The sequence below is a fragment of the Evansella vedderi genome, from assembly GCF_030813435.1.
Classification (GTDB): Bacteria; Bacillota; Bacilli; order Bacillales; family Salisediminibacteriaceae; genus Evansella; species Evansella vedderi.
The window spans coordinates 1-26,714 of record NZ_JAUSUG010000037.1 but is presented as its reverse complement, the minus strand read 5'-3'; the positions used below and the strand labels follow the sequence as shown (position 1 = coordinate 26,714).

Below are 26,714 nucleotides of genomic sequence, written 5' to 3'. Positions count from 1 at the left end.
GCCAGGATCAAACTCTCCAATAAAGTGTTGAGCTTGATGTTCTGACATCAAAACCAGTTAAACTGGCTAATTTAAAAATTCATTGACGGGATATTGGATCGGTCGTATAAATACGACGTTCATATCCCACTTCACTTGGCTTTTTGTTTAGTTTTCAAAGGTCAATCTTGCTTGTTGTTTTTGACAACTTTTATATTCTATCAAAATAACATTTTGTTGTCAACAACTTTCCGAAACATTTTTGAACGATGTTTTTGATTTGTTGTGTTAACGACCTTGGATAATTAATATACCAAAAATTAAAGAACTAATTCAATGGTAATTATTAGAAATCTAATTGTCGAGATTTCTATCACAATTAGCGAGATATCCTTTATATTCAAATAAAGGATACCCGTTTATATGAAAATTATTTATAAATCACAAAAAGATTTTAACAATATTATTCACGTCAAAAACACACGGTCACTTCAAAATCGTGCGTTTTATAATAATTGAAGTTCTGTCCATTATAAAGATTGTTCTATTACAGGTTTCCCCTTATCCTTCTCCCGTTCGCTATCCCGATCAACATACTGCCTGTCATTTTCTTTCTCCAATTTCTTTTCCTTCTTTTCTTTTTCTAAATCTTTATCTATCTCAATTACCTTTGATTTTGAAGAAAGGTGACTGTTCCCTTTCATAAAACTCTTTCCATGGAAATGTCCGTTTTCTTCTATTTAATCGTTTTCATTTCTGCAGATCCGTCAAGGTAGCCCGTATCATAGATATGAATTTTATTATCTACTTTAACATTCCCTTTGACGGTACCCGCTAAAAACAAGTTTCTTGCGATTATACCTTTTTCCACATAACCTTCTTTACCAATCGTTATATCCCCAGCGCACTTGATTTCTCCGTATACCTTTCCATCAATCCTAATACTTGATTCAATATGAAGCTTGCCTTCTACCTTTGTATTTGGTCCAATCACCGTAGTAACTTCTCCTAATTTTCTCTCTTCCCTATTAGTAAACATATACAGACTGGCCTACGCCAGCTTCACCTCCATTATAAAATTTCAAATGACTAATTTTGGTCCTCATGGAATGTCATATATAAATAAGGATCAACATGCTCTCCATCTCGGATAATTTCGTAATGTAAATGAACACCTGTACTTCGCCCAGTAGTCCCCATCCCTCCGATTAAATCTCCCTTTGACACTTCATCCCCTACTTGAACATCTATTCTATTTAGATGAGCATAAATGGTAGTATAGGTTTCATTGTGTTCAATTACTACCTTTCTTCCATAACCTCCGTCCCAATCAGCATGTACAACTTTACCATCTGCAGTAGCGTGTATTCCAGTGTTTATTGGCGCTGCAATATCAATACCAGAGTGGAATGAAGAGTTCCAAGTAAAGGGATCTCGTCTGTATCCAAATCTGGAGCTTATCCGCCCCTCCTCTGTTGGCATGATTGTAGGAATTGTACGAAGCTCCTTTTCATAAGCAAGAATCCGTTCTACCGTTTCTTCGAACTCTTTAATAATACTAGGTAATTCCTCTCTCATTTCCATCAATCTTCTGGATACATCCACCATATCTTCGTTGCTATCAAGGGAATATTCCATTCCTCCACTACCGTCCCCTATCTCTCCAGGAATTTCTAATTCTATTTCTCGCAATCGTTTTTCATATTCTTTAAATACTTCTATCGATCGTTTAACAGCTAAAGCCTCTTCCGTAAAGTCCTATACTCCCGTTTAACCTCATCAACCTCTGACTGTACCTCAGCAACCTTCCTATCTCTTATATTTATCTCCTCATATAATGCCTGCTGTTCCAGTTCTTTTTCGTAAAAGAGTAAAAAAATATAGCTTATCATTGCTAAAACGATCAATGAGGTAAACATAAAAATATATATAAGAAATAATTTGGTCACCTTAAAATTATTAATTGGTGATTTTGCTCCCGAAAAAAGAACAATATTCCAAGCTTTCTGTTTTCTGGTTTTATTTGACATACTTAAATCCCCTCAGTTAAATAACCTTAAGGAAACTCCCCCCCTTCTTTGAAAAAAGTTTTTCTCGAAAGGTACAAACAACTATTTCACCTATATCTAACCAGAGAACAAATCATTAATTCTTTAAATCTCTATAATTTTTCCCTTGTTTAAATAGTTGGTGACCAAAAACAGCGGCACCCGTTACCAAGACACCTTGAATAAAGGACTCCACACTGAACCCCATGATTAATCCTGCTAAAATAATTCCAAGAACGAGTAAAATATATGGAATCATCCAATTCCTTACCCTCGGAGTGTTTTTGATAATTTTACCAATGATCATTAAAACCGGAACCAGTATTAATGCTTCTCTCATTACATAATCAACAAATTCCATTTAACCACCCCTTGGCTTTATACTTTCACTTACTTTTAATCTATGAACAAATTAATACAACTTGACTACAACTTTTCATTTCCTGACTTAATTACCAGTAAAACAGCAGGGGAATTTTTGAGAGAGACTACCTTTCCTTAATTCCATTTATTATTGATATTTAGGTTCAATAAATAGTATAAAGGTGTTACAAGTTCTCCCTCAGGACTGTAACACCTTTTTCAACTTATTTCATTTTCGAAAAAATACTATTATGGACTAGCTTCTCTATTAATGCCCATGGCAACAAATTTTTTACGATAATGAAGGAACTAATTCCCTTCCCAATGGGGTACCTTAATTTTGGGCGCTCACTTCTACAAATATTTACGATTAGTTGAATTACCTTGGAAGGATCATCAGCAGTTTTAGCTGTTTGTTTTGCACTGTTATAAATGGCGTTAATAATAGGTTTATATTCTTTTTCCTTAACCGTGTGAACATTTTCCAGCCCCTTTTGCCATATTTCTGTTTTAAACGATCCTGCTTCCACAATACTCACCTTAATATTGAAGGGCATTAATTCCAGGCGAAGGGATTCACTGAAACCTTCTAAGGCGAATTTGGAGGCAGCATAAGGCGCTATCCCAGGAAAACCAACTCTCCCACTAATACTGCCAATATTAATAATTTTACCTTTTTTTCTTTTTCTCATTATGGGTAAAAACGCCTTCGTTAAGTTAACCACACTGAAAAAATTTGTCTCAAATTGCTCTTTCCAAGCTTCCTGTTCTAGAATTTCCGTAAGGCCACCTTGGCAATAGCCTGCGTTGTTAATTAAAATGTCAATTTTCCCGTAGTTTTTAATAACCTCTTCCCTTAAACTACTTATTTCCTCCACTTTTGTAACATCTAATTTAAATATTTCAATCTTGTCTTGAACTCCCATTTTTTCTGCCACTGCTAATAAATTATCCTTTTTGTTGAGATCTCTCATTGTGGCAATAACAAAAAAGTCATTTTTAGCCAATTCTATTGCAGATAACAAACCAAACCCACTGCTCGTTCCCGTAATCAATACTATCTCCTTTTCCATAGTTCATCCCTCTTCCTGACAATCTACTAACTCCCTATTAATTTAACACATTTATTTATCATTCGTTTTCACCCCTCTTAATTTTCAAAAAAATAAACCACATAACAAATAGGTTATTTTTAGTACAAGGCTTAATTTGTTACAATTAAAAATACTACATAGTAAAGGAGAGAAACGTATGGTTACATATTCGTCCAGAGCTGAAGTACCAGAAAATGAAAAATGGGACTTAACTGACATATTTCCATCCACAGAAGAGTGGAAAAGGGAGTATACCAAGATTGAAGAAATGGCAGATAAGCTAACTGCATTTGAAGGAAAAATAAAGGACGGTAACTCCTTATTTGAGTTCCTTGAGCTACGGGAAAAAATAAATTTATCCTTTAAAAAGGTATATGTTTACGCCATGCTTCACGTTGATTTAGATACGAGGGACTCCACTTCTCAAAAGTTATTGGATAAAGCATCCCAGTTAAGCGTAAAGGTAAATTCAGCAACTTCCTTCTTTATGCCATTCTTGCTAAATTTGAAAGAATCAACTTTAAAGCAATATATCGCCAAGGTAGATAAACTAAACTACTTTGAGGATCATTTACTTGATGCTTACAGATACAAGGATCATGTTTTATCTAAGGAAAAGGAAGAGGTTCTATCTCAGTTAGGAGAAGCTATATCCTCTCCTAGTAAAACATACGGTATGATCAACAATGCTGATATAAAGTTTGGAGAAGTGACGAATGAAAAGGGAGAAAAGGTTGAACTGAGCAGGGGAATGTATTCAAAGCTCATTGAACATGAGGAGCGGGCCGTAAGAAAAGAAGCCTACAAAGCCTATTATCAGCCTTACGTCCAATTAAAAAATTCTATTGCATCTACATTATCAGCAGCAATTAAAAATAATGTTGTACTAACTAAAATGCGTAATTATCCTTCCGCTTTAGAAAAATCTCTTTTTACAGATATGGTATCAAAGGATGTCTATGAAAATTTAATTCAAGCAACAAAGGAAAATATTGCGCCGTACCATGATTATGTTACCTTAAGAAAAAAGTTATTAAACTTGGATGAGGTCCGGCAATACGACTTAAACGTTCCCCTCGTAAAAGGAGTTAAACATGATATCCCTTACGAAGAAGCATATGATACGATGCTAAAGGCATTAGCTCCATTAGGAGAAGGTTATGTAGAAACACTAAGTAGGTTTAGAACAAAACGCTATGTCGACGTTAGGGAAACACCAGGTAAACGTTCTGGTGCATATAATATGGGACTTTATGGAGTTCATCCTTTTGTTTTATTAAATCATCATGATAATATAGATAGTTTATTTACGCTAACTCATGAAATGGGTCATGCCATGCACAGCTATTACTCAAGTAACTATCAACCACATATAACTGCAAGTTATACGATATTTGTTGCTGAGGTTGCATCCACAGTAAATGAAATCTTGTTAATCAACTATTTATTAGAAACTACAAAAGATGAGCAGATGCGTAAGTATTTAGTTAATCACTTCATAGATAAATTCCGAGGCACTTTTTTTACCCAGGTTATGTTTGCTGAGTTCGAAAAGAAGACACATGAGCTAGCAGAACAAGGGGAGCCCTTAAATACCCAAGTTTTTAGTGAAGTTTACGAAAGTCTATTCCGTGAGTATAACGGAGCTGAGGTCGTGTTTGATGATGAGGTAAAATACGGATGGGCAAGAATACCACATTTTTATCGCCCATTTTACGTCTACAAATATGCAACTGGTTTCGCATCCGCCATGTTAATTGCTAACAAAATATTAGAAGGTGATGGTCAAACAAAGGAGTCTTATTTAGAATTTTTGAAAAGCGGCAGCTCCGACTACCCGTTAGAATTATTGAAAAAAACTGGTGTTGATCTTACAAAACCAGAACCAGTGGAAAATGCTTTAACGACTTTTCGAGAACTTGTCAATCAATTTTCAAAAATGTAAACCCAACAATAATTGTAGTTATAAAGGGATGGTGTGTTTGGCTGACACACCATCCCTTTATTTTGAGTTTATAAGTTCCATTTTTGTCATGTAATCATTATATCAATCATATTGTGATTAATAGAAATGGGACAAGAGGTGAAAAAACATGAAAGAATGGATTGGTTCAATAGAATTAGCATTAATTAGTATGGTGGCCCTTCGTTTACTTTCTGGGTCGTTTGAATTAACCGCTGCTTTCCTAATGCTTAAATTTAACAGTATAGAAAGGGCATTAGCTATCAATGCTCTCCTTGCAGTAGTGGGGCCACTTGTACTTATTCTAACTATGACCATTGGACTCATCGGAATTGCAGATAAAATGCCGTTTAGCCGGTTATTAATTGTAGGATTAGGTGTATTTCTTATTTTATTTGGTTTAAAAAAATAACTATATTAAATCCCCTTGTTCCACATTAAATTCAATGATATAACCATCTGGGTCACAGCAAAATATTTGGGCAAATCCACTTGTGCTATTAGGTTTTTCAACTATTTCAACACCATTTTCCTTTAACCAACTAACTGTTTCATAGTAATTTGTAACCCTTAAAGCAAAGTGAGTAGCACGTGTGTTGATTTGTCCTATCCCAGAAATAAGTTCTTTATTTTTAGACTCTATAAGATGCAATTGCTGAACCCCTACACTATACCATGCTCCCTTAAAGTCAAAATTTGGGCGCTCTAACTCCTCTAACCCTAACACTTCACCGTAAAATCTCTTCGAAACATCAATATCCTTTACGGATAAGCTGACATGATGGAGACTTTCATAAGAGATCAAAACGTTCACTCCCTTTACTGTATAATGATTGATCCTATTATATCAAAACATAACAGACATCCCCTAATTTTACTCCTGCTATTAGATTTGGTATATTCTTTGAAAGAAAATTTAAAAAAGGGTGAGAGTCTTTATGTTTGATCCAACTATTTACGACAACCTAAAAACTGTTTTAGAAGGTCATGTTTACGATTTAGATCTATCTAATCGCATTCAAGTAGTAAATCGTAACGATAGGATTGATATAGCAACCATGTCCCGTTCTTTTTGCATACAGTTTCGTACCTCTAAACAGGATTACAAATATCCCCTCTCAGAAATAAAATTGGACTTTTCCCACAGTGATTATACTCAAGAAATGTTTCATGGGAATGTAGAAGGGAGTGGCTGTATGATCCAGATAAACTTATATACAAATATCCACAACATTCAGACAGAATGTACGGAAATAAAAACGTATTTAAAAGAATTGTGGAACAACCAAGCTATTATAAGTCAAGAAATTAGTTACTCTTATGGAAATGAAGGTGATATGAATAATAAAATAAACTTAAATTTCCAACGAAAAATTAATGAATCACATATTAATGATTTAGAGTCTATTGTCACTTATACTGTTCGTTCAATGGAATATTTGTTTCAACGATCTCTTTAATATAATAAAGTGAGTTTTAACGCTTTATTAAATTTTTCAAAAATTTGTCACATCATTTGTTATTATTTGGAATATAATAAAAGCTGTAATCACATCCATTTCCCATACAATATTTCCAATAGTTATTTCTAAATCTACTAAAGATAAGGAGGCGTTAAGAATGGAATATAATGCAGCTGTTAATATGAGATTGAATGCAGTTGATATAGTATTACGTAGTGTAGATCATGCTAAATTATATTTAACAGATGGTTTTTCCATTGTTTCAGACCCGGTTCATGAAGTTTATTTCTTAATTCCAGAGGAGAAGATAGGGGAAGCTCAAGATGAAGGCTACATAGTAATAAACGAATAGAAACGAGTGAAAGTGTCAGAACCAAACTATCACCCACTTCCCCTATACTTTCTTACTTTTGTTAAAAAGCTTGGAGAAGCGGAAGGCGGCAACTACCTGCGACGAGCAAACGAAGTGGAGCAGAAGCATAGCTTCTAGAGTTCACTACGAGTTGTCTCGAAGAATACTCGACGAAGCAAAGCTCTTTGAAGCGTTGCCCACGGACCAGGACGGTGACATTACGCCGTTGCCCATAGGACGTGGGTTGCCTTTAGGCGTAATTGGTCCGCCTGTAGCGTATCCAAGCTAACCTATTTTAAATAGGTTTTTCCGTCTCGCTGTTCAATCATCCCTTCCTTTAACAGTTTGCCTAATGCCCTTTTAAAGGCTCCTTTACTTATATGAAAGGTTTGACGAATTTCTTCTGGATCACTGTTGTCAGAAAATGGTATGACACCACCTTGATCCTTTAAATATGCTAAAATTTCTTCAGCATCAACCTCTATTCCCTTTTCCTTTACAGGACGTAAGGAAACATTGATTGTTCCATCATCTTTAACTTCAATAATCCTGCCTTCCACCCACTCCCCTAGTCGCGGCTCCTCTTTTCTCTCTGAGTGATGAACAAAACCACGGTAGCCTTCCTCAGTGATGATGAAAGATCCTACCTTTGTAGACCTGTATACTCTACCACTCGTTTGTTGATTTTTCAGGTGTTTTTGAGCACGGTCCCGCTCCTGCTCAATAATATCTTCCGTTACTGGCTTGGCAAGTAATCTTCCTTTATTATCTACAATTAAAGTAACAAACAGTTGATCCCCTTTTTGTGGCCAAACCCCTTCTAATAATGGAAGGTCGTCTTTAGAAACAAGAATCTCCTTTTGAATACCAATATTTACGAATACACCGAGATTTTTCACAGATTCTACAACCTCAGCCCACCCATATGTATAGCGATGGATATCGGGTATTATTGTGGTGGCAACAAGCTGACCTTTTTTATCCTGATATAAAAAAGCATCTACTTCCTGACCTTCATCTAAGTCCCCCTCCGTTTCCCTGGCGTGGAGCAACACTTCTTCCTTGCCACTGGTTAAGACATATCCCGTTTCGATTTTCCTGGTAACAGTTAAGGTCTTTATCGTTCCAACTTCTAATTGATTCACTTATATAACCTTCCTTCTATTCATAATTTTTGGCTGTTTTCTAAAAGATTATTGTTATCAAGAGAATAAATATTGCTTGGATCCGCTACAGGCGGACGCTTTCCGCGGACATCGCTGGAGTCGCTGCCTTCCACTTCTCCAAGCTTTAAAAAAAGCAACAAAGTTTATGAAAATTGCCTGCCTTAATTTATCTATAATTTTTCAAAAACGTCACTTGTAGAGCCACAAATAAAATAGGGAAAACCATTCTTAATACTCATAGTAATGCCGCCGTCTTCGAACACGGGTATGATGACAGGCATCACAAATAGGAAAATTAAATTCCCAAGGGAGTTTCCTTCCGCATTTTTTACATTTTTTCGCTCTTTTCACATTTGTTTTTAAAGCTTCATGAACATCATCGCTTATTTCTTCCCTTAATCTTTCCCAATAAATAGCTTCCGTTCTTTTTCCAAGTCGGTATAAAAACAGGAGATGCAGCCCTATTGCTTTATAGGACAATTCTAAATCCTCTAAACTGTCCCCTTTAATAATCGGTTCAGGCAACTCCTTCCCCTTTACAATTGTCTCCATTGTTTCTAACCATTGTTTAATTAGCTGATGATCCTTTTTAGAAAATGGAAGGTGCAAGAAGCCATAAAGGTCCATCATTGTAAGGCGTCCCTCAATTTCTGTATCACGAACCAATTCATACAATTCCCTTTCTTCAGAAAGGGAAGCTTTTTTCGTCCCTTTTGGGCTTTCAAATTGATCCCAAAGTTCAAAGAAGGTCCCTAGATCTCGATGGTATTTCTGAAACCGTTCAAAAATGGCGTTAGTGGGAGCAATGGCAAATGTATGCACCAGCTCATCCTCTTGGTCTAATAACCGAGCCATTAGGTTTATTTCCTTCATAAACGCTACTTTCCCCACATTATACAGCCCTTTTCTCCCTGCTCGGCCTGCTATTTGCTTCACTTCCTGTGATGTTAACCTTCTCCTTCGTGTGCCATCAAATTTTTCATTTTCTAAAAATACGATACGTCTGATAGGGAGGTTTAACCCCATCCCTATAGCATCAGTTGCTACAATAACCGTTGTTTCCCCATCTATAAATCGTTGGATTTGCTTTTTTCTTGTTTCTGGTGGCATGCTTCCATAAATCATACTAACAGAATAACCTGACCCTTGAAGCTGGGATGCCGTTTCTAAAACCCTCTTTCTCGAAAAACAAACGAGGGCATCCCCCTTTTCTGTTTGTTTAATTTTAAAGGGCTGTTGTTCTACCTGTAGTGGAATATCACGGCTGTATTCATTAATTTCTATTCTTGAGTCACCTAACAACTGCAAAATCATATTTTTGGAATTTCTGCTGCCTATGATATGAACTTCCTGTGCATTTGCCTTCGTAATGGCTTTATACCAGGAAAATCCCCTGTCTTTATCTGCAATCATTTGCGCTTCATCTATGACAATAACATCATAGAATTCCTTCTCATAAAACATTTCAACCGTACAGGAAATATGATTGGCTCCTTCAACTTCCTTTTCCTCTTCCCCTGTTTTTAAATTACAAGGAACTTCCTCACTATTTAATTTATCGTAAACTTCTAAAGCTAAAAGTCGTAATGGAGCTAAATATAGACCCGTATCTGCTTCTTTCATACGCTTTAACGCTTGATGGGTTTTTCCTGTATTTGTCTCCCCAATGTGTAATACATACTTGATATTTCTACCAACGGATGGATTGTACTCCCTTCCGAAAATATCCTCCATCATTCTTCTTTCTGCTTCTAATTGCCTTTCTAATTCCCTTAATTCTTCTTCGTACCTTTTTTCTCTCTCCAATAAATCCTTCTCATAAATTTCTTGGTGTATTTTTTCATCAAATGGGACATTAGCTAACTTAAGCAAGTCCTCCATATATTCATCTTTTATTTGTTCCATATAATCTTCCTGTAGCTCTGAAAGTTGGGAATAAAGAATGTATTTTAATGGTGGAGTCTTTAATTCCTTTATTCCTTCCATAAAAGGTGGAGACAGCCGTTCTTGAACTAGGGAAGTGATATGCTCAGATAAAAATTGCTCCACAAACCTTTCATAAGCATCTTCATATGTTTCATAAACCCAGTCAAACCCATGTTGAAAATTTGCATGATGGACATCCCCTGTAAGCTCCTGAAAAAAATCCGATACCTTCCTATAATCAGAAGAATTGAAAAAGCCTACCTGTATTAGTTTTTCCTCAATCATATATATATCTGTAGATTGATACTTTGGATTTTTAGTTAAATCATTCACTAACTCACCGGCAATAAAATAACGTAAATGCAAATAGAACAAGGTCTTATTTACATCAATAATTTTAGCCGCTTCCCGTTGAATATCCTTTTGAAGTTTATTTCTCTCGTCTTTCTCCCTTTTCTCCCTTTCTCGTTCTAAAAACTTTTTCCTAGCCTTTATATATTTTTCTTTCCACTTACCTTCATGTTTGGAATAAAGATTGGTTAGCCATTCATGACCTTGAAAAGGTTCGTACTCTTTTAATTGTGTACGGAACAATGTATTAATGAGCTTTCGTTCCATTCCTTCCACGTCATAGCCTCTTTCGGCTAAAAAAGCTTTTTTCTCTGCCTTAGAAGCACTGCTCCCAGCTTTATTCAACCAAATATTCACCCATATTTGCTCTATAAAGCTTTTCCGTTCCTCTATGTATTCATTAAAATCGGGCATTTCTGGTTTAGCTTCAAGGTACTTTGTAATATCTTCCTGTATTTTCTCTTTTGTTTTTTCCACTGCTAGAGGATAAATTTTATCTATTTTACTCATTTATTTTTCCTCCGAATCGTTTGCCTTACATGTTTATTTTAACCTACGAAAGTATTTTTTACTAAGAGGATGCATTTTTTTGGAGAATAGGAAATGGTTCTATTTGGGAAGATAATATTAAATTCAAATTTGGAGGGGTATAAGTGGAGGATAAAAACCTATTAGATTATGACCGTTTTGCTGCTGCAAATCTTAGTCCAGATCTATTAAGTAAAGTAATGTCCCTTGAAGCAGAATTAAGGGCAGAGACTCATAAGGATGTAATATTAATTGCATACGAAGAAAGTCAGCATAATCCCACATAAAGTTGGGATTATTTCGTATTTACATCAGAAGAGCCTTCCCCCTATCCCCTATTCCTATCCTAACTAAAGTTCCAAATAAGTAGGTCTCCACTCTAGTCAAATTTAGTATTATTTTTTAGGTATTTGTCTTACACCCATTGCCAATGCTCGGACACTTCCTTTTTCATTAAACACAAAACGAATAGGTGTTTCTGCTTCCTTTAATTTCACCGTAAATCGATGCTTTCCAACTGCCCTTAATGGGAAAACTTTATTCTCTTGTATAAATACTAATTGGTCATCTTCAACGGAAATCTGAATGTTGGCACCTTCCTCTGATGCATACTCTCCCACGTATTGAGTAAAAATTTCCTTAGAACATGTATAATCTGGATAGTAAGCATACGGTGTGTCCACTGATAAGCCTAATGCTAGATTCATGGCGCCATTCATTATTTGAAAGGCAGGAACTCCAACCAAGTTCGTTAATACTATCCCTCCTAATCCCTTTTCAGGAATCATGCTTAACTGAGAGGATATAGCCTTGAGGCTTCCACCATGCTCCACTAATTTTACACCATGAAAATCTGGAGTGATCATTAGTCCGTATCCATAATATTTCGTTTGATCAATCTTTACATATGGCTTCATCATTTCTTCTATACTTTTAGAAGATAGAATTTGATTACCATCTATAACTCCATCATTGATAAATATTTCTGCGTATTTAAGCATATCGCCCATCGTTGATCTTAAGAAGCCTGCCCCTCGCATTGCTCGAGCATCCCACCAAACAGGTGCAGCATAAACCTCTTCTTTCCCATCTACAGTCTTCACGGAATACTGTTCTGTTACGTCAGATGATTTCTTCACTTCCTCTAAATAAAATGTACTATTTTTCATTCCTGCGGGCTGAAGTATATTTTCTGAAATAAAGGATTCATACGTTTGATCGCTTACCCGTTCAATAATAGCTCCCAATAATGCATAGCAATCATTTGAATAACTAAACTCTTCTCCTGGTTTTCCAAGGAGCGTTACATTCGTTTCCCCAATAAATTGCATTAATTGCTCAAAGGTGTCAATAGCTAATCCTTCCTTGTCATTTAACTTTAAACCAGGATAATCATCTGCAGATGGATCCTTGTCCATTGTTCTCATTAATGCGAATGAAATGGAGGATAAAGGTGGTAAGCCCGAAGTATGGGTCATAAAATGATGAATCGTTACTTGATCTGTTAAATGAGGCTCATCAGGTAATTGAAATTCCGGCAAATATTTAACTACTTGATCGTGAACGGAAAGCTTCTCCTTTTCTTGTAACTGCATAATCCCCATACATGTAAAAGATTTAGTCACGGAAGCAATACCAAAAATGGTATCCTTGGTCACCTCTAAACCTTTGTCTATATTACGAAAACCAATTCCTTTTTGGTAAATATTTTCCCCTTTTTTATTAAGTGCTACAGCAATTCCAGGTACATGGTATTTCTTTTGAATTTTATCTACGTATTTCTCATATTGTTCGAACTTTAATTGATCTTCAACCACAACTCCACTCTCCTTGTAATAAATTTTTATAATAAAATGACCTACAAAAAATGTTCTCTACAAAATGGCAATGTCCTTTATTTTTTATAATAAAGAAGTGGGTGAGTTGAAAGGTTAAAGACATACCTTTTGACTCACCCACGATGTACTCTTATTAAATATTTATTCCCGTATTATTATCATTTGCATTCTTTTGGCTTTTCTTAGAATCTTTTATCATCATTAATGTCATTATAGCCAATAAAATTTGAAGGGTAATACTTAAGGTTGCCCAAGTATATATTTGAAATTCGTATTTGTCTCCTTTATTACCAAAAATAACGATAGACAGAATTCCTGCTATTAAAGCGAGGGGGACCATCGTAATTTTGATACTGTTCTTCCACAAAAGTGACCAGGCACGATGTAAAGCATAGATAAACAAAGCAAATTTAGAAAAGATTGTAGGAAGATATAGTGTAACAAGGGCTAAGTCCAATCGATCTAAAAACTCTGTAATCCTAATTTGTTGAACTAAAGTATAAGTCGGGTAAGTGGAATAGCGAACGATTTCTGAACCAATGACACCTAATTGGCTAAATATTAAAATACTGAAACAAAAAAGCCCCGTTGCTCCTCCTAAAATAATGGCTCGCCTTAGTTTTTTTATTGGCTTAATCATACTTAATAGTAAAAAAACAATAATTACCTCTCCAAACCAAGCCATCCCAATATAGGCAGATTGAAACATTGATGGTATTACATCCACACTTATCAGAGGTTCAAAATTTTCCAATCGGATTTGCTCTACTAGGGATATAGGAACAAATAAGATAACTCCAATAAAGATAATAAAATGGAGCTCAGTAAACCTTACGATTACTTCAATTCCTAACGAAGCAATATAAAGGCTGCATATTAGTATTATCAATGTAATAATAAATAAAGGAGTCAAAGGAAGCAGAGTAGATTCCACAAAAGCAGAAAGTATTCTAAGATCCCTGAATAGTACATGAAAAATAAAAATAATAAATAAAAGGGCAGCGATTTTTTGCTTCTTACTACTATTTTCTTCAGAAAATAAGTTATCAAATGTATGTACATTTTTCGTCCCGATTAAACCTAGAAGGATAATAAAAGCCATATAAACCATGATAAAGAAAGGTACAAACCAAGAATTTTGAAGAGCCATATCAACAATTCCCTGTGGTAAAACAACTAAACTGCTTGATACAACCGTATTCCCTGTCAAAAATACTATTTGCCTTGGTGATAGCTGTATCTTCATTTACCTATCACCAGTTTAGTAATATTACCAAAGGAGTTAGATAAGAAATCCGTATACCAAGACAGGGGATTTTCGAACGGCAAACATAAAGATAATGCTCCTGTTATACCAGCTAGGAAAATATATTGAAATTTTACCCCCTTTTGCTTCTTCAACTCTTTTTTACTCAAGTAATACGTAAGTAGTAATATTATCCAGATAGCTACTACTTCTAACATTTATTCATCACTCTCCAATTCCAATACCCTCTGTCACCAATCCTGGTAATTTAACAGAACAAATAACATTCACTTCATGCTCAACATCTGGAAGAATTTCCGCCCACTGACTTTCAAACTCTTTCCATTTTTCCCGTTCTCTACGATGTAATAACCAACCTAGTCCAAAAGTATCAATCCCCTTTGGTAAAGTTGCATCCAGAATTTCTGATATTTCATTTTTTATTTGCTTCTCAACTACTGCGTTTATCTCCTTATAAGCTCCCTCCTCTTCAAATGTAAAATCCGTTTCATTTTCCAAAATATCTCCAGTTACATTTACTTCTATATTAAATTGAGGTAAGTTGTCTTGAATTTTATAATCGAAGTTTGTCTTATTTTCAATTACCTCTATACTTACATGGGTATCCTCATCAAACTGGACAGTATAAATTTTCCCTACTAGTTTTTCCATCAACCACGAAGCACCTAGGGTTTGCAATTCATTAGTAAAGAAAGCAAGCTTATCCCCTTTAAAAATAGCTAAGTTATTAATTTCAACCTGTTGCTTAACTAAATTTTTGTTTGGACTGATATTGTCTCTTGCACGAACAACGGGAATAATGGGGTCATTTCCTTTTTGCTGAAATTCCAAAAGAAAATCCCTTAAGGTTAACTCAAAACCACTAACCCCTATTTCTCTAATAGCTTCAGCAGATATTGTTTCTAACTGAGGTTCAGCACTTAAAACTTCTATCGCTTCCCCTTCAGTAACAAAAATTTGCATCGTTAATCTTGCTTCCGTAGTTCTCGTTAGTACATCAAGGGCTTTCCCCAGCCCCTCCTTTGCTAATTCTTCACCAAACAATGCTACTCGTCGGTGTCCTAGCATGAGTTTTCGCGGCATTCTTTGCTGTAAGTTTTGATTAGCATCCCTAACAGTGGTTCCTATTCCTGCATCTAAATAATAAGCAGCTTCTCCAGAAGTTCCTCCCCCTCCTCCTCCAGGCCCCCCCATCTGACCAGGTAGGGGGGCAATTATTGCAGTCTTATAATTTCGGTCATCACTTTTATCAAAAGAGGTACCCATGACAATGGCAATGTCATTTATCTCTTGACGATCCCAACAACCTGTAAAGGGAATTAAAATAATTAAACAGATAATTATTTTTTTTAATTTAAGCATGGAACTCCTCCGTAAAACTATAAAGTTAGTTATTACCTTGGTTCGGTGATGGAGAAAGATTCTCTTTTTGTCTTTTAGCATTAGTCTTTACAAATTCTTCAGGTCTTTTGTTATACATCCACAGTGGTATTCTAATAAAAATATCCCTAAGCTCCTTGTACTTTAATGGAGCAACTGGTGAAAAGTAAGGTACACCGAAGGATCTCAATTTACATAGATGAGCTGTAACCATCATTGCACCGACAATGATTCCAAAAAGACCGAATATGGAACCTAAAATCATTAATGGAAAGCGAATTAATCGTACAGATATTGCCAGGCTAAATTTCGGAATTGTAAACGAAGCAATACCAGTAAGAGAAACTACAATTACCATCGGTGCCGAAACAATACCAGCTTCAACTGCGGCTGTATCATCACGAAGGGGGTTCCATCTACAACTAAAGCAATTTTTCCCTCTAATAAATTTGCTGCTACCGTATCAGGGCGTTCTGTTATTTGCACTTGTGGAAACAAGCTCCATGGATTATCTTCTATTAGTTCTTCAATGTAGCCCGTTTCTAAAATCCCATCTATTTTTATCCGATCTAACCGACTGTTAAATTCCTTCAAAACATCTTTGTCTACCACATCTTCAAGATAAATAACAGCCATACTTGTTTTTGATTTCTCTCCTGCACTTTTAGAAATAACATTAAGATCTTCAGAGCGAATTTTTCTACGAATCATAGAGGTATTCACACGAAGATTTTCAATAAACCCTTCCCGTGGACCTCGAATTGCTGCTTCAGATTCTGGTTCAGAGATACCCCTTTTTTCAAATTCTTTTGCATCTATAACTAGTGCTCGGTTTTTCCCATCTATTATTAATACCGTATTACCTTCTAAAATTTTGTTCGTAATATCTTGAATAGATTCTAAATCTTCCACTTGTGTAACGGATACAAGTTTCTCCTCAAATTGTTCCATAGTAATAAATTCATCGGGTCTATGGAATAAAAGTTCGTGAAGGACATGATATTGGATATCCTTCGAATTTATTAAGCCATCAATAAATATTAAACAAGCTTTTCTACCATCTATTTGAAATGGCCTAAAAATAACATCTGATGCGTCTTGGAAAATATATTGGAATAGTGCAATGTTACTTCCGTAATGATAAATTAAATCTTTATCTTTAATTTCCATTTCTTAACCTCATTAATATGTATTTCTTTTATTTTCACCAACATTAGCCAATTTATCCCAAAGAGTTAAGAACATAAGCGTAAGCGCCTTGTCCACGAGCGGGCAGATCATTTGACCTCGAGCGAGTAGGCGCTGAAGCTAGACGTGATTAATAATAAATAAACTTTTCTACCAGAGAGAGTGAAAAATATATTTCCTAAACCATTAAAAAAGAGGGCATGTCACAGGCGATTAATCTCTGACATACCCTCTTATTTCGATACAGATTCCTTACTCTAAGGAAAGTTATGTATCATTACTTTTTTTGTACTTTATATTCTTTATGGCTTAACACTGTTCTTGCAAGCGTCCCATCTTTTTGCATCTTGTCTAATTCCACCGCAACGGAATTTGTGTAGACAGCGATTACCTTCGCCTTTTCTCCCTTTTCTTTACCACTTATGACCTTGACAATATCATCTACATTTACATGAGGTGCTTCCTGTTCTTGACCCTTATCCTTTTCCTCCATTACTCCTCACTCCTTTAAATAATAAAGTTACCCTTTCCCTATATAACATAACTCCTCGTAGAAAGTTTATAACCATCACTATTTGCCATTTCATCTAGATAATATATAGGGAATTAATGTAAATATTTTTAAACTATACCTTTTGATTTGAATGGGTACTTTCAATTAAAATAACATATTTCTTTTTATCTTTCACAAGGTAACACTTGAAATAACATCAATAATTGATTGATATAACACTACCGCCACAGTGTAAAGTTCAAAAAATGTACACATTTATTATAACAATAAATAAAAAAGCTCCTATATAATTATTATGAAATACAATTTAGGAGGGTATCCAACAATGAAAAAATTATTAACATTACTACTTGCAACCACTTTAATATTCGTACTTGCAGCATGTGGAAATGATGAAGAAACTGAAAGCAATGCAACGGATGAAGAAGAGGTTGTAGCAGATGTGGAAGTGGAAGCTGGTGACAAAGAATTTACTATCACAGCAACAAACTTCGATTTCAATTCTGAAGAAGAATTGGTTGTAAAAAAGGGTGACAACGTTACAATTCATATAGTAAATGAAGAAGGAGTTCACGGTCTTGAAATTCCTGAACTAAACATTAGTGGGGGGGTAGAAGAAACAATCCAATTCGAAGCGACCGAAGCGGGTACATTTGAAATCTTATGTTCCATCCCATGTGGTGAAGGACATGATGATATGGTAATTAACCTAGTCGTAGTAGACTAGTTTATATAAAATAGAGGGTGTCACAAAAGGTATGTATTAAACCTTGTGTGACACCCTCTACGTATTTAGGTTAGGTTTACGTGATCACCTATTTTTATTGTTCCACTATTTAATACTTTTCCAAATGCGCCACCGCGCCATTCAGGATACATTTCATCCTTTAAACCTGGTAAAGCCTCATCCATTCTTTCGCAAGGCTTCGTTTCACCTAGTATTTCAATCTTACAGCCCCCAATTTCCAATACCTTTCCACGACTTTCCTTTAGATCAATACCACGTACTAATAAATTGGCTCGTCGGTTTGATGGGTCTAGAGAAGCATTAAACTTATTCATTAATTGTTCCCATACTTCTTCTTCAATAATAGTGACCTGTCGTTTACCACCTTGATCTGCATTTGTATCAATTCCTCTGTTTTCCGTTAACGATGCCAATTCAACAAAATCCATCGGTCCCCGTTTCATTCGCTTTATCCATATACCCTTTAAACTCCCTGTCATTTCACTGCTTCCTCTCCGTCACTATATTAATAAATTAAATAACTGCTGATCTTTATTAATCTCTAAATAAGAAAAACCCTTCTTATTCATTCTATCGATAAGCGGTTCATAATCACCCTTATGTTTCAGTTCAATTCCAACTAATACAGGACCCTTATCCCGACTATTTTTCTTCGTATATTCAAATCGGGTAATATCATCTGTCTCACCAAGAACGTCTCTCATAAATTCCCTAAGTGCTCCTGCCCGTTGTGGAAAGTCGACGATAAAATAATGCTTATATCCTTCATAAATGAGGGAACGCTCTTTTACTTCTTGCATTCTATCGATATCATTATTACCACCACTAATTATACAAACTACATTTTTCCCTTTTATTTGGTCCCTATAGAAATCAAGGGCTGCTATGGATAATGCCCCTGCAGGTTCTGCAACAATAGCATTTTCGTTGTATAGCTCTAGAATAGTTGTACATACCTTCCCTTCTGGCACAATTACGATATCATCTATTACCTCCTTAGCCATTTCAAAGGTAACTTTACCAACTTGCTTTACAGCAGCTCCATCGACAAATTTATCAATTCTATCTAAGGTTACAACTTCATTTTGTTGTAGGGACTTCTGCATTCCAGGAGCACCCTCAGGTTCTACACCTATAATTTTCGTATCTGGACTAATCCCCTTAATATAAGACCCCACACCAGAAATTAATCCTCCTCCACCTATTCCCATGAAAATATGGGAAACCGGTTCTTTCATTTCATCTAAAACTTCCATGCCCACCGTCCCTTGACCGACAATCGTACGATAGTCATCAAAAGGATGAATAAATGTCATGTTATTTGCTTCACAAAAAGACATAGCTTCTTTGAAGGAGTCATCAAATGTGTCTCCTGTTAATATTACCTCAACAAATGGCTCCCCAAAAAACTCAACACGAGATACCTTTTGCCTTGGGGTTGTACTCGGCATAAAAATCTTTCCTCTTACACCTAAAGCTTTGCAGGAATAGGCAACTCCTTGAGCATGGTTTCCTGCACTTGCACAAACTACACCACTATCCAATTCTTCTCGAGATAGACCTTGCATTAAATGATAGGCTCCCCTAATTTTAAAGGACCTTACTACCTGCAAATCCTCCCGCTTTAAATATATATTACAGTCATAACGTTCCGACAAAATGGGATCCCGTTGTAATGGTGTTTTTACAATAACATCCTTTAGAACTTGATTTGCAATGATAACATCTTTGATTTGTACTTTATTTAGTGTTTTACTCATGACTTTCGTTTCCTTCCCCAAAAAATATTTAGACTTATACTAACATATACAGAGGAAAGATTGAACATAAGATTAAAAAACAATTTAAATTTTCTTATAATTAACCATGTTATTTGGGAACTTTCCCCTTTTGTCAAAAACAAAGTTGACGATACAATCAAATATAAAAAGCCACTTCTATTTGATTAAATGAGTGACTTTTTTCCAAGTTATCCCTTATACGTTTGCGCAATTTAATATATATAACTCCGCTTTTTTCCAGCACTTTTTTTATACCAAAAATAAATAGGAATAGATAAGCCGACTATAATCCATAAAATATAGTTACTAATGCCTTCCGACAATATTCCAATAGAAATAGTTGAAAGGAGTAGTTGAAAGATCATATTCCCTAACACTGTGGCTATAAAAAAATGAGAAAGTCGAATATTACTTATACTTGCAGCTAAATTAATAATACTTGTTGGCATAAAGGGAATCAATCTTAAAATAAATAGAAAATAGATGCCCTTTTCATCAATTTTATTTTTTATGGAGGATTGATTTACTTTCTCTAAAATTTTCTCAGGTATCCAAAATTTATAAAGGAAAAAGGTTATCACTGCTGCAATAACACTAGTGAGCCAACTCCATAGGAATCCATTTACAAAACCAAATAATACCGTATTAAGCATAACAATAATAAATAACGGTATGATTGTTATTAAATTTTGAAACAGCATTAAAACAAAAGTAAAAAGTAATATATAAATAAGCTGATTATTATCAAGCTGTGTAGATAAATCCAATTCCCCTTCTCTAAGCTTAAGAACCCACTCCAAATCTAATACGGAAAATATAAGTACAAATGTTAATACGATTGAAGAGAGCTTTAGTAAAACCCTGGCTATGGGACTTCCCTCCTTTAAGAATAAACTTTTGAGTTTTGCCATAAAGAAAAGACTTAAGCATTATAGTAGCTTAAGTCTATTTATTGCATTATTAATATTGTATATCAAAAATGAATAGTATTGGGACTTTTTTTGATGATACTCATAAAAGAAAGGATTTTTTTATTGGTTATTGTGATTTTTTCTTTCGTAAAACTTTTGGTATATAAACACAATAAGGTTCACTTTCCAGGTAGTCCCCTGTAATAGCGTAAGCCCGGGAACGGGAACCTCCACATACGTGCTTAAATTCGCAAACACCACATTTCCCCTTATACAGGTCCGGATTCCTTAATGACTGGAATATTTCCGATTCACGATAAATTTCTGGAAGGGGTGTTTCCCTTATATTCCCAGCTTTAATTGGGAGCAATCCGCTTGGATAGACATCACCAATATGAGAGATAAACACAAACCCATTTCCATCATTAACACCCTTTGGAGCACGGCCTAAACCATCAATCCTACCAGTATCCCCTTTTATTATGGCATCTTTATATTTTATTTGATGCCCATTAATTCCACTATCTTTCTCCCACATTTTGTTTTGGATGACAACCCTGCGATAATGCTGAGCAGCAGTTGTTTTAATGTCAAAGGAAACCCGTTTGGATAAATCATATAACCACTGAAACACTTTTTCATGTTCCACAGGGGTGATCATATCCTTTTCTTGTCCCCTTCCAGTAGGAACAAGGAAAAACACACTCCAAAGGACACATTCTAAATCTTCCACCAGCTTTGCCATTTCATCTAAATGATCATAATTATAACGTGAAATTACAGTATTTATTTGGATAGGAAGCTCTAATTCATGTAAGTATCTTATGGCATTCATTGTTAATTCGAATGAGCCACTTGTCCCGCGGAAATGATCATGAATGTCAGCATTCGGTCCATCCAAACTGAATGCCCATCTTGAAAGTCCTACCTCCTTTGCTTTTTCCATTGCTAGTTTTGTTACATTCGGAGTAGCTGATGGTGTCATAGACACCCGTACTCCTTTATCAATAGCATATTTAGCAATATCAAAAACATCTTCACGCATTAGGGGATCTCCCCCCGTAAACACCAACATTGGATTATTCATGGAATGTATATCATCTATAAGCTTTTTTCCTTCTTCAAAATTAAGTTCCATCGGGTGACGGCGATATTGTGCTTCTGCTCTGCAGTGTAAACATTTTAATTCACATGCTTGGGTTAATTCCCAAATAACTATAAATGGATTTTCATTATAATCCTGAGGAAACACCTAAAAAACCTCCTTTAAAAAACGCTCTCTATATGTATTTAGCTTAACCTCTTAAAGGTAAAGCCGATGTGATGTACCTCACACTTTTAAAAGCAAACTTTTCCGTGTTCACATATTGTTAACTTTTTATTCAGCGACGGTCCGTAAACACATCGAGGTTGACAGTTTATAAAGGACATTCCCATTTAACACCCTTTAGCTCCTTTATCAATTTGCTGAGTACCTTATCTTCTCTGGGAGTTTTTCCCTTTACTCCATATTGATTGAAGAATTCTCTCCATACCGCCCCCTCCATTCCCATTCATATAATGTATTTTCCAAGAATTTAGTGTACAGGATTAAATTTAATAAAGTGGCAGGGATACCCTTACATAAACAAGCCAAAATAACTGAAAATATTAATGTTTGATATTGAGTCAAACAAATTTTAGAGGGGGGCTCCATGTCATGAATATGCTAGGAATGGGACGAAGAAATAATAACAATCGAAACGGATTAATGCTCACATTAGTCGGGGTAGGCGTAGGTGCTGCTGCTTATAGTATGATGCGTGCAAGAAATAATAACGGCGGCGGTAACATAATGCGTCCGATCCAAAGAACAATGGACCAAATGAGAGATCAAATGAGCTAATGAGGAGTTCCTATGGACAGCTTATCCAACCGGATAAGCTGTCTTTCCCTTTGTTAATTTTTCCTGACTTATAGTCTCATTAAAGACACATACTAGGTGTAATGAATGGTTAATGGAGGTTACAATATGGATCGAAAAAAAAGAAATGAAGAAGAGCCTACAATGGCAACTGGAATAGACGATGATGAAGAGCTAAGTGAAAGGGCTTCTGAGGAAGAAGTGAAAAAAGGGGAATATACGAAGGTTGTTTCCCTTCGTTATGATGAAGATCCGAGGGTATAGTTTCCAGAATAAATTAAAATAGGGCAGCAATCTTGGCTGCCCGTTGCTACTTTATACAATATACTTCTTTAAGGAGTCATATTCCTTTTGTAATGATATTCGTTCATCAACGTCGAACAATGCACTGAAACGGTCTAGTTCTGCTTCCACAGCACTGTTTAACTGTTGTTTTAATTCCATTTCCAATTTATTAAGTTTTACCTGCAATTGGTCTTTAAGTTGTCCCCATTGTTTCTCGATTGTATTAACAGATGCTTCCACACCGTCTTCCACTAACTTTTCTTTCAACTCTTTTACTTTGCCATTTTCAAAGAAGTCTTTCTTTGAGGATAAAAAGGACCGGTAATTATTTACCTCTACGGAAATATTGATATCCCCTTCAATATTTAACGGTTGAACCAATACCTCCACCTCTTCATTAATATAAGGAAGTTCCTCTTTTAGTTTTTTTAGTTCATCCTTTAACCATACTTTCGATCTTGCCTTCACTCTTTCCTCGATTCTGATGAGTGTAGCTTCCAGTTCTTGTTTAAGGAAATGTTCACCTAAGCCTTTCCAATCCTTAATTGCTCCTTGCAGTTGTTCATGCAGTTCTCGCTTGCTATTACCAGTTAAAACAGCAACATTAATCGCAGTGGAATAATAATCATTTAGCACATATCTCATTCGATCCTTTAGATAGAGTACCAATTGCTCCAGCTCCTGGAATACATCCCTTACTGCATAAGTAAAGGTTAGGTTTTTGATGTTTTCCTGCTGCGCCTTGACTGTTTCCATTAAACTCTGTTGCTTCTTTACCTGTTCTTCCCTTTCTTCCTCCATAAATTGAAGGCTGTCTTTAGCAATAGCGACATAATTCTGGAGCTGGTGTGAAATCATGTTCACACTTAATTCCTTTAACTCAAGTATCGTATGATTGTAGAAAGATCCTTCAAATTGTGTAAATGAAGTTTCCTTTTTATCCCTAGCTTTCTTATTCTTTAACCCTTCTCTGCTTGAGAGATGATACAGCCTCGGATCTTCCATCCCATTTCGTTTTAGCTGATCATGGACATGCTTTCTAACTCCGTTTAATTCCGTAACACTACCCGCTAAATCTGCCGCATTGATAACGAAGTATAGCTTATCATGTTTAAAGCTTTCGTTAACCTTCCCCATTTGCTGCAAGAAATATTGATCAGCTTTAGAGAAAGCATGGTTATAGTAGGTTAGATAAAAGATAGCATCTGATTGTCTCATCTGTTGAAAGGCAACGTTAGTATGTCTGCCATGTATAGAGTTTACTCCTGGTGTATCAACCAGCACAATTCCTTTATTCGTAATAGGGCTGTCATAATAGATCGTAATCTTTTCAATCAAACAAGCTTTACTTTCTTCAGCAGCATATTGCTGAACCTCTGAAAGGGAAGCAGCGAAGCTCCCACCTAATTTCCATTCTGTAGAACCAATGCTTTTTTGTAATGTTGTTAAATATTCCACATAGGTTTTCTGAGTGCTAGTGATATACTGTTTTCCTTTTGGAGTCCATTCCAATAAAGTAGTTAAATCTAACGTTTCATCCAACTGCTCACTGACAGCTTTAATTTCTTTATTGAGGTCTGCTTCCGTCTTAATGTTAATTACTGCCGTACCATGTTTCCGGTCTCCAGAAGGCTTTTCCACTATATTAATGGTTGCCGTTGTTGGGTTAGGGGAAACTGGTAAAACCTCTTCACCTAGTAACGCATTGGCAAAGCTTGATTTTCCAGCACTAAATGCACCGAACAAGGAAATAATAAACCGTTGCTCTTCGTATCGGTTAATTCGATCCAGCAGCTGTGCCCTTTCTTTTCCAAGAACTTTATTCCCTTGATTTGGTAATAATACTCCCTTTATGTTTCCAAGCCAATTAGCTGTATCTGCTTCTGAAAATTGTGTATCAATTGTTATTTCATTTAAACCCCATTCCGTACCAATTACAGATTCTTCAGGAAGAGTTACATTATGAAATCCGTTCCCTTTTTCAACAGGGTACGACTGCTGTGTTGCTTCAACAAGCTGTTGTTGATATTGTGTATTATTCGAAAACCCCGATAGTTTCCTTTCAACTAACTCTATTTCCTTAGAATAAGTTAACTCAATTTCCTCAATTTTCTCTCTATACTCCCCTATTTCCTTTAATTGGTTTAATTTATCCGTTATTCTTTCTATTTGAAGGTCCGTATGTTCCTTCATTCCTTTTATTTGAAGCTCCAATAATTCAATAGCATCTCTTCGAATAATCTTTACAATGGTGTTTGTAACTTCCTTCGTAAATTGAAACACATAATCACGATTAGAGTGTCCAGTCTTCACATGTTCCTTTAAAAGGTCTGCAGTTACGTGAAAGTTTAGTCTATTATACATCTCCTCGAATTTATTTACGTTAGAAAGAATAGACCGGTCCACTTGTTGAAAGTATTTCTGTACATGGAACAATAGCTGGGATTTAACTTTATCCTGAAGGTCATTGACTAAACGTTCCAACCTTTGGTCCTGTTCCTCCTCCGTTTTCCTTTTAGTAAATAACAGTCCAACTTTAAAACCTGGTTGAATACTTTCTATCCAATTTCTCGCTAGGTCTGTTGTGGTAAAGGGGAATAAAGTTACATTCTGAAATAAACTCCCCAGTTCCTTTTCCATATTTGTTCGTAAAGTTTCCTCGTAGTGAAATAACTCCTCCATTTCCTCATGAAGGGAATCCATTTCTTTCAATTGGGATAAGGAATAACCCTTTTCCTTCATTGCTGCTTTTACTTCGTCAACAGCTTCTTGTTTTTCTTCTTCCAGCCTATGTTCTACCGCTTGATAAAAACCTTGCTCTAGCAGAAGAGAAGCTCCTTTTAATAAATCTTTATTGTTGTATAAAAGTGACTTCATATCTTTTTCAAATCTAGGGAATTCATTTAAGGAATGATCAGGATTCTTCATCGTTGTAAAGTACATATTTACAAAACCAATGTTCCACTTGTTAAAAATTTCCTTTATGGATTGTTTAAAAATAGAAATAGGAATTTCCTTTTCGTTGTGCTTATCTATTTGATTAATAACAATAAATATTGGCTTACGTTCCTTAGATAATTGCTTTAAAAAATAAAGGTTTGTCTCCGATTGTACATGGTTGTAATCCATTACGTATACAATGACATCGGTCGTATATAATTGTTCCACCGTTACAGCTTCATGGGACTCATCCGTGGAGTCTACCCCAGGAGTATCTAAAATGGATGCATAATCACTAAGAAAAGGGAGTGGGGCACTAATGGTAATTCTAGAAATATCGTTTCCATTCATTCCCCACTGGCGTACTTGCTCCCAAGGGATTTCCCCTTTCCAAGCCTTTTCACCCTCTTGTTTGGATAAAATAGAAAGTCCAAGTTCACCGTTTATAATCCTAATAATATTTGCACTAGTTGGTATCGGACTTGTAGGCAATACTTTTGCCCCTAATAACTCATTTAAAATTGTAGATTTACCTGCGGAAAAATGACCGCAAAAAGCAACTTCAAAGGAGTGACTTTGTTTTTTGTCCTCCAGCTTTTCAAGCCTAAATTGCTCTTCTATACTTAAAGTAATATCTATCTCTTGATGTATGATAGTCAATATTAAACACCACCCTTTATACTTTCTACTATAACAAATATCTTATTATTGAAAAATATAAAAGTG

29 protein-coding genes are annotated in these 26,714 nt (G+C 35.6%); 8 read left to right on the top strand and 21 right to left on the bottom strand.

Annotation, left to right across the window (positions count from 1 at the left end):
• Positions 1 to 509: 509 nt before the first annotated feature.
• From J2S74_RS26300 to J2S74_RS26275, 6 genes are all read right to left on the bottom strand, one after another.
• Positions 510 to 683 (bottom strand): hypothetical protein, encoded by a 174-nt coding sequence (locus J2S74_RS26300; protein ID WP_307332412.1) that lies wholly within the window; start codon positions 681 to 683, stop codon positions 510 to 512.
• A 32-nt stretch (positions 684 to 715) separates the two neighbouring features.
• Entirely contained in the window at positions 716 to 1,018 is a 303-nt protein-coding gene (locus J2S74_RS26295) for a bactofilin family protein (protein ID WP_307332410.1), read from the bottom strand.
• 50 nt (positions 1,019 to 1,068) lie between these two features.
• Positions 1,069 to 1,671, bottom strand: coding sequence for a M23 family metallopeptidase (locus tag J2S74_RS26290; RefSeq protein WP_307332408.1), 603 nt, complete (start codon positions 1,669 to 1,671; stop codon positions 1,069 to 1,071).
• Between the two features lie 44 nt (positions 1,672 to 1,715).
• The gene (locus tag J2S74_RS26285; protein WP_307332407.1) at positions 1,716 to 2,009 is read right to left on the bottom strand and encodes a hypothetical protein; all 294 of its coding nucleotides are present in this window, start codon (positions 2,007 to 2,009) and stop codon (positions 1,716 to 1,718) included.
• A 115-nt stretch (positions 2,010 to 2,124) separates the two neighbouring features.
• The gene (locus tag J2S74_RS26280) at positions 2,125 to 2,388 is read right to left on the bottom strand and encodes a phage holin family protein (protein WP_307332405.1); all 264 of its coding nucleotides are present in this window, start codon (positions 2,386 to 2,388) and stop codon (positions 2,125 to 2,127) included.
• Positions 2,389 to 2,614: 226 nt separating this feature from the next.
• Positions 2,615 to 3,463, bottom strand: coding sequence for an SDR family oxidoreductase (locus J2S74_RS26275; RefSeq protein WP_307332403.1), 849 nt, complete (start codon positions 3,461 to 3,463; stop codon positions 2,615 to 2,617).
• Between the two features lie 178 nt (positions 3,464 to 3,641).
• Between J2S74_RS26275 and pepF the strand changes: the two genes are divergently transcribed.
• Positions 3,642 to 5,429, top strand: coding sequence for an oligoendopeptidase F (gene pepF, locus J2S74_RS26270; protein WP_307332400.1), 1,788 nt, complete (start codon positions 3,642 to 3,644; stop codon positions 5,427 to 5,429).
• A 148-nt stretch (positions 5,430 to 5,577) separates the two neighbouring features.
• The gene (locus J2S74_RS26265; protein WP_307332397.1) at positions 5,578 to 5,859 is read left to right on the top strand and encodes a YqhV family protein; all 282 of its coding nucleotides are present in this window, start codon (positions 5,578 to 5,580) and stop codon (positions 5,857 to 5,859) included.
• Here the strand turns inward: J2S74_RS26265 and J2S74_RS26260 are convergent, their stop codons facing one another.
• Positions 5,860 to 6,252, bottom strand: a complete 393-nt coding sequence (locus J2S74_RS26260) for a VOC family protein (protein ID WP_307332394.1) — start codon at positions 6,250 to 6,252, stop codon at positions 5,860 to 5,862.
• A 133-nt stretch (positions 6,253 to 6,385) separates the two neighbouring features.
• Here J2S74_RS26260 and J2S74_RS26255 point away from each other — a divergent pair, with 133 nt between their 5' ends.
• Both J2S74_RS26255 and J2S74_RS26250 read left to right on the top strand, forming a co-directional pair.
• Positions 6,386 to 6,907, top strand: a complete 522-nt coding sequence (locus J2S74_RS26255) for a hypothetical protein (RefSeq protein WP_307332393.1) — start codon at positions 6,386 to 6,388, stop codon at positions 6,905 to 6,907.
• A 160-nt stretch (positions 6,908 to 7,067) separates the two neighbouring features.
• A complete protein-coding gene (locus J2S74_RS26250) occupies positions 7,068 to 7,262 on the top strand; it encodes a hypothetical protein (RefSeq protein WP_307332391.1) in 195 nt (64 codons plus the stop codon).
• Positions 7,263 to 7,552: 290 nt separating this feature from the next.
• Here the strand turns inward: J2S74_RS26250 and J2S74_RS26245 are convergent, their stop codons facing one another.
• Positions 7,553 to 8,407: a CvfB family protein gene (locus tag J2S74_RS26245; protein WP_307332389.1), complete on the bottom strand. Its 855-nt coding sequence runs from the start codon at positions 8,405 to 8,407 to the stop codon at positions 7,553 to 7,555.
• A gap of 249 nt (positions 8,408 to 8,656) precedes the next feature.
• Complete coding sequence (locus J2S74_RS26240) at positions 8,657 to 11,215, bottom strand: DEAD/DEAH box helicase (protein WP_307332386.1); 2,559 nt, start codon at positions 11,213 to 11,215, stop codon at positions 8,657 to 8,659.
• A gap of 143 nt (positions 11,216 to 11,358) precedes the next feature.
• Here J2S74_RS26240 and J2S74_RS26235 point away from each other — a divergent pair, with 143 nt between their 5' ends.
• Complete coding sequence (locus J2S74_RS26235; protein ID WP_307332384.1) at positions 11,359 to 11,520, top strand: hypothetical protein; 162 nt, start codon at positions 11,359 to 11,361, stop codon at positions 11,518 to 11,520.
• 108 nt (positions 11,521 to 11,628) lie between these two features.
• On the opposite strand, the gene J2S74_RS26230 is transcribed toward J2S74_RS26235, so the two are convergent.
• From J2S74_RS26230 to J2S74_RS26200, 7 genes are all read right to left on the bottom strand, one after another.
• Positions 11,629 to 13,050 carry a serine hydrolase domain-containing protein gene (locus J2S74_RS26230; protein ID WP_307332382.1) on the bottom strand — a complete coding sequence of 474 codons (1,422 nt, stop codon included), beginning with the start codon at positions 13,048 to 13,050 and terminating at the stop codon, positions 11,629 to 11,631.
• 154 nt (positions 13,051 to 13,204) lie between these two features.
• Complete coding sequence (locus tag J2S74_RS26225; RefSeq protein ID WP_307332379.1) at positions 13,205 to 14,317, bottom strand: GerAB/ArcD/ProY family transporter; 1,113 nt, start codon at positions 14,315 to 14,317, stop codon at positions 13,205 to 13,207.
• Positions 14,314 to 14,535 carry a hypothetical protein gene (locus J2S74_RS26220; RefSeq protein WP_307332377.1) on the bottom strand — a complete coding sequence of 74 codons (222 nt, stop codon included), beginning with the start codon at positions 14,533 to 14,535 and terminating at the stop codon, positions 14,314 to 14,316. The genes J2S74_RS26225 and J2S74_RS26220 overlap by 4 nt, the downstream gene beginning before the upstream one ends.
• A gap of 7 nt (positions 14,536 to 14,542) precedes the next feature.
• Positions 14,543 to 15,700, bottom strand: coding sequence for a Ger(x)C family spore germination protein (locus tag J2S74_RS26215; RefSeq protein WP_307332374.1), 1,158 nt, complete (start codon positions 15,698 to 15,700; stop codon positions 14,543 to 14,545).
• 25 nt (positions 15,701 to 15,725) lie between these two features.
• Complete coding sequence (locus tag J2S74_RS26210; protein ID WP_307332371.1) at positions 15,726 to 16,076, bottom strand: spore germination protein; 351 nt, start codon at positions 16,074 to 16,076, stop codon at positions 15,726 to 15,728.
• Positions 16,070 to 16,888: a spore germination protein gene (locus J2S74_RS26205; protein WP_307332368.1), complete on the bottom strand. Its 819-nt coding sequence runs from the start codon at positions 16,886 to 16,888 to the stop codon at positions 16,070 to 16,072. The genes J2S74_RS26210 and J2S74_RS26205 overlap by 7 nt, the downstream gene beginning before the upstream one ends.
• Before the next feature lie 295 nt (positions 16,889 to 17,183).
• Positions 17,184 to 17,399 (bottom strand): DUF2187 family protein, encoded by a 216-nt coding sequence (locus tag J2S74_RS26200; protein WP_307332366.1) that lies wholly within the window; start codon positions 17,397 to 17,399, stop codon positions 17,184 to 17,186.
• Between the two features lie 346 nt (positions 17,400 to 17,745).
• On the opposite strand from J2S74_RS26200, the gene J2S74_RS26195 reads away from it, so the two are divergent.
• Positions 17,746 to 18,147: a cupredoxin domain-containing protein gene (locus tag J2S74_RS26195; RefSeq protein WP_307332363.1), complete on the top strand. Its 402-nt coding sequence runs from the start codon at positions 17,746 to 17,748 to the stop codon at positions 18,145 to 18,147.
• A 65-nt stretch (positions 18,148 to 18,212) separates the two neighbouring features.
• Here J2S74_RS26195 and J2S74_RS26190 read toward each other — a convergent pair whose 3' ends face one another.
• The 4 genes from J2S74_RS26190 to J2S74_RS26175 all read right to left on the bottom strand — a co-directional run bounded on the left by J2S74_RS26190 (position 18,213) and on the right by J2S74_RS26175 (position 22,112).
• Positions 18,213 to 18,647, bottom strand: a complete 435-nt coding sequence (locus tag J2S74_RS26190) for an MOSC domain-containing protein (RefSeq protein ID WP_307332361.1) — start codon at positions 18,645 to 18,647, stop codon at positions 18,213 to 18,215.
• A gap of 21 nt (positions 18,648 to 18,668) precedes the next feature.
• Positions 18,669 to 19,928, bottom strand: a complete 1,260-nt coding sequence (gene ilvA, locus J2S74_RS26185; RefSeq protein WP_307332358.1) for a threonine ammonia-lyase IlvA — start codon at positions 19,926 to 19,928, stop codon at positions 18,669 to 18,671.
• A gap of 233 nt (positions 19,929 to 20,161) precedes the next feature.
• The gene (locus tag J2S74_RS26180) at positions 20,162 to 20,860 is read right to left on the bottom strand and encodes a TVP38/TMEM64 family protein (RefSeq protein WP_307332355.1); all 699 of its coding nucleotides are present in this window, start codon (positions 20,858 to 20,860) and stop codon (positions 20,162 to 20,164) included.
• A gap of 127 nt (positions 20,861 to 20,987) precedes the next feature.
• A complete protein-coding gene (locus J2S74_RS26175) occupies positions 20,988 to 22,112 on the bottom strand; it encodes a TIGR04053 family radical SAM/SPASM domain-containing protein (protein ID WP_307332352.1) in 1,125 nt (374 codons plus the stop codon).
• A gap of 447 nt (positions 22,113 to 22,559) precedes the next feature.
• On the opposite strand from J2S74_RS26175, the gene J2S74_RS26170 reads away from it, so the two are divergent.
• Together J2S74_RS26170 and J2S74_RS26165 are read left to right on the top strand one after the other, a co-directional pair.
• Positions 22,560 to 22,745, top strand: a complete 186-nt coding sequence (locus tag J2S74_RS26170; protein WP_307332349.1) for a hypothetical protein — start codon at positions 22,560 to 22,562, stop codon at positions 22,743 to 22,745.
• Positions 22,746 to 22,871: 126 nt separating this feature from the next.
• Entirely contained in the window at positions 22,872 to 23,027 is a 156-nt protein-coding gene (locus J2S74_RS26165; protein WP_307332346.1) for a hypothetical protein, read from the top strand.
• Positions 23,028 to 23,078: 51 nt separating this feature from the next.
• Here J2S74_RS26165 and J2S74_RS26160 read toward each other — a convergent pair whose 3' ends face one another.
• Positions 23,079 to 26,648 carry a dynamin family protein gene (locus J2S74_RS26160; protein WP_307332343.1) on the bottom strand — a complete coding sequence of 1,190 codons (3,570 nt, stop codon included), beginning with the start codon at positions 26,646 to 26,648 and terminating at the stop codon, positions 23,079 to 23,081.
• Positions 26,649 to 26,714 lie beyond the last annotated feature (66 nt).